General features: G+C 73.3%; 2 protein-coding genes and 1 pseudogene. All 3 read right to left on the reverse strand.

Going from position 1 to position 4,230, the window contains the following annotated elements; genetic code table 11:
• Nucleotides 1–357, reverse strand: a 357-nt coding sequence (locus ABD308_RS14405; protein ID WP_344333549.1) for a hypothetical protein, incomplete at its 3' end; no start/stop codon positions are given.
• A 29-nt stretch (nucleotides 358–386) separates the two neighbouring features.
• Nucleotides 387–3,791 (reverse strand): hypothetical protein, encoded by a 3,405-nt coding sequence (locus ABD308_RS14410; protein WP_344333550.1) that lies wholly within the window; start codon nucleotides 3,789–3,791, stop codon nucleotides 387–389.
• Nucleotides 3,788–4,230 (reverse strand): annotated as a pseudogene (locus ABD308_RS14415) (hypothetical protein); the annotation flags it as partial. The gene ABD308_RS14410 and the pseudogene ABD308_RS14415, both read right to left, overlap by 4 nt.

Consider the following 4,230-nt stretch of genomic DNA (forward strand, 5'->3'; position numbering starts at 1 on the left):
GTTCGCCTCCGGGGTGACCGGGGCAGGCGTGTCCTCCCGCACCGGCACCCGGTCACCGTCGTCCGTCGCCGGGAGGTCGCGGCAGGCGATCTGCACGAGTTCCTCCAGGTGCCGGTGCGCCAGGTACAGCGCCTCGTCCCGGACCTGCTCCAGCCACAGGTCGCGGAGCGCCCCCGCGATGTCGACGAGCCGCCGGTGCAGCCGTTCGTCCACCGGCGCCAGCGCCAGCAGCGCGTCGGCGAGGGCCACCGCCACCCGGTGCGCCTCGGCGGTGCGGTGGTCGGTGGTGACGCCTGAGCGCCCGGAGTGCTCGGGGTGCTCGGGGTGCTCTGAGTGTTCGGAGCGATCGGAGTCCATGTCCGTGCCGATCCCTTTCCCTCGTGGTTTCAGTGCCGGCCGCTGAAGGGGTCCCAGTCGGGGTAGAGGCTGTCCAGGTCCTGCGTCATGAGCGCGGAGAACACCGTTCCGGGGTGCTCCTGCACGGTCCTCAGGTCCTGCGCCTCCAGGAACGGCGGCACGGTGGGATGCACCCGCAGCAGGCCCAGGCTGTCCAGACTGAGGTGGCGCGAGGTGCGGCGGTGGCCGACCGGGGCGTTCAGCCGGCCGAGCGGCCGCTCCGTGCCGTCCTCGGCGACGTAGGCGAAGACGTACTCGTCGGCCGAGGGGACCGGTGCGAACGGGATCAGCAGACCGGGGACGGGCTCGTCGGGACCGGCCAGGTCGTGGCTGTGGTGGAAGGTGACCGGCATCCGCTCGGTCAGCCTGACCCCGTCGCTCCAGTGCGGCAGGACCTCCACCGGCGTGCTGGGGACGCCCTCCCGGTTGATGCCGGCCATGGTGACGGGACCGGCCAGCCCGGTCAGGTGGCCGTCCTCGCCGAGCCGGGCGCAGCCGAGCGCGGCCAGGTCCAGGAAGGTGCCGTCGACGACGTGGTGGGCGTGGTCGCCCTGGCGGAAGTAGACCCGCGGCTCCAGCCGTTCGTCGATCTCCATCATCATCCGCATCGAGGGTTCGACGCCGTCGGACAGCCGGCCCGCCCACAGGTCCTCGTCCAGGGTGACGCCCTGGTCGAGGGCCTTGCGGCGGACGTCGTAGGTGGCCCAGCTCATGCTGACCTCGGCGTTGAGCGGCCGGTGCAGGTTGATCGACCAGTCCGGCGGGGTCCACCGCGAGCGCACGGCCAGCCGTCCGCCCGGCACCTCGTCGTACGGGGTGCCGACGGCGAACACCAGGGCGCGCTCGTTGTTGGTGTCGATGAGGCTGAAGTCGCAGGGCAGCGTGGCCGACAGGTCGCCGACGTTGATCTCCACCGTGCTGGTGCGCAGGTTTCCGATCTCGTCGGCCGCCCGGCCGGAGCGGTCGCGCTGGAGGCCGCGGGAGTGCGCCCAGGCCGCGCCGATCGAGGTGGCCTGCTTGGCGAACGGCGCCTCCACGTCGATGGCGCCCGGGTTGCGGAACACCGGCCGGCCGTTCGGCAGGCTGCGCGGCGCGATCTCCTTGGCGACCGAGTCCAGCACGATCTGCATCGAGGTGCTGCGTCCGCACAGGATGATCCGGTCGAGGGTCATCGACCGGTCCTGCCCGAACCGGCTCTGCACCAGCTCCACCGCGATCGCGGCGGCCTCCCGGAAGACCGGGACGGCGAGGCGGTCGAAGTCCTCCCGGCGGATGTCGAACAGCTCCTCGCTCTTGCGGCGGTCGAGCAGGGCGCCCAGCCCGGCGGCCCGCTCCCGGTCGGGGAGGTCGTTGAGCCACTCGATCACGCGGCTGCGGGTCACCGTCCACACCGGCTCCGCGCCCTCGGAGGGTGTCCTGCCCAGCTTGATCTTGGCCTGCTCGGCGTCCGCCCAGACCTTGCGGAACAGCGGGTTCTCCAGGTGGGCGCCGGGCTCCCAGCCGGTCGGCAGGATCGCCGTCAGCAGTTTCGCCACGCGCTCCGGGGCGAGCGTCTTGGGCAGGACCGGGCTGGAGAGGTGGCTGAGCACGTCGGCGGCCAGCTTGCGCGGCGGCGCGGCCGGGCCGGCGGCCGGTGCGTCGGGGAGCAGGGCGAGCAGTTCCTGTCCGATGCCGGAGGGGCTCCCGCCCCCGCTCCCGTCCCCGCCGTGGGCCGCGCTCTGCTCCTCGTGGGCCAGCTCCAGGAGGTAGTCCGCGAACGCGGCCTTGAGCAGGTAGTAGACCCGCAGGGTGAGGTAGTCGCCGCCGAGGTCGGGGTGGCCGGAGGAACCGAGTACCTCGGGACGCAGTTCGTAGCGGCGTCCGCGGACCCGGGCCTGCTCCTCGTCCATCGGCAGGCTGTAGTCGGTGAGGGTGAGCCCGAGCAGCGCGATGTCCGTGGTGCCGCCGCCGATGTCGATGACCAGCATGGTCTGGCGCCAGGTGTCGCGTTCCCGGTCGGGGAGCTTGCGGGACGCGGCGCGCAGGGCCTCGACGCCGGAGCCGGTGCTGCCGGAGAAGTCCCGCATGACGAAGAACAGCCCGGCGGCCACCCCCTCGTCGTAGCTCAGCGTGACCTGCTGCAGGCCGCACTTCTCCTTCAGCAGGGCTTCGAGCCGGTTCAGCGCGTCGGGCGGAGTGGTCGTCGGGTGGGTGACCACGAGCTCGACCAGGTGGCGCGGTTCGCCGGTCTGCGGGTGGCGGATGTTCTCCTCGGCGCTCTCGATCAGCCGGACGAACGCCAGCGCCATCAGGTCGTCGGAGCCGTGCACCACGTCCGGCCCGAGGTCCGGCACCGGGATCGGGCCCGGTCGGCGCAGTCGGCGCTTGAGCCCGCGCAGCGGGGAGTTGGACTCGGCCACGCTCAGGGTGAGCCGCCCGTCGCGGACCACGAGCACGCTCGGCACCTCGTAGGTGGTGCTGGAGGCGGCGAGGAAGTCCACCCGGCGCAGACCGAGCCGGGTCAGCGGGGGGACGCGGAAGGCCCGGTCGTAGGCCGTGTGCAGGTGCGGGACCAGCCACTCGCTGAGTCCGGCGGTGCGGGCGAGCTTCTCCAGCTCGTGGGAGGTGGCCTCGACCAGGGCCGTGGTGGGGCCGTCGCCGAGCGTGAGCAGCTCGGCCAGCCGCTGCGGCGTGCGCTCGCCCTCCGGCTGGTCGGCCAGCACCCGGCCGGCCAGCGGTTCCGCGGCCGCCGCCCAGGCCGGTGGTGCGACGGGCGCGGCACCGGGCGCGCGGTGGACGACCTCGGCGAGCGAGGCGCCGAGCGAGCGGTTCTGCTCGGGGTCGATCCGCCAGATGACGTTCTCCTCGCCGTTGTAGAGGGTGGCGGTCGAACCGGTGTTGCCGAAGTCCACCGCGGCGAAGTGGTAGAAGACCTGTCCGGAGCCGATGTGCCGGGGGATGCCGTCCAGCAGCGGGGCGGCGCTCTGCGGGGCCGCCCCGGAGCCGAAGGTCAGCTCCACCGAGGCGAAGTCCTCGGCCTGGACGCCCTTCTCGGTGCGGTAGGTCAGCCTCCAGGTGACGCTGACCCGCACGTCCCCGCCGGGGCTCCCCGGGGCGCGCACCACCTCCGCCGGCACCACCAGCGAGGGGATCACCACCAGCCGGCCGTAGACCGGCAGGTGGTCGGGGAAGGGCATCGGGGTCCACTCGTTCCGCAGCCACTGCCGCAGCGGCGCCGGGCCGTCCGCGGTCTCGATGACGCGCAGCTCCCGCGGATAGCCGAGGAGGTTGTCGTACGACTCCAGCACCACCTGCGGCAGGGCGTGGCCGCCGTCCTCGCGCTCGGCGCTGGTGAACGCCTGGTCGGCACCGGTGAGACCGGGGACGGCCTCGAACGTGATCTGAAGCGTGCTCACTTGTCCTTCTCCCAACGACGCAGCATGGCCCGCAGCGAGCCGTTCTCCTCGGACCGGCCGCCCGCTTCGGCGTCGCCCCCACCGCTTCCGTCCGCACCGCTTCCGTCCGGACCGCTTCCGCCCGCCGCGCGGGCGGCGCCGGCGCTGATCATCTCGGCGACCTGGAGCGAGTCCGGCACCGCGCGCGCGTTCTGCTGCACGAGCTGCATCAGGCCCGTGACGGCGTCCTCCAGCATGGCGGTGAACGCGGCCGCGGCCTGCTCGTACACCGCCGCGACCAGCCGGCTGCGGAACAGCGCGACCACGAACTGGCTGCGCTCGGCCTCCCGCCGCCCGGGCACGGCGTCGTCGGGATACTCGTGGCTCCACGGCAGCACGTGGTCCGGGAGCTGCGGGAACCCGGTGATCTCGGCGGCCGCCAGCGCCTCCGCCGCGGTGG

The organism is Kitasatospora putterlickiae (genome assembly GCF_039527695.1).
Taxonomy (GTDB): Bacteria; Actinomycetota; Actinomycetes; order Streptomycetales; family Streptomycetaceae; genus Kitasatospora; species Kitasatospora putterlickiae.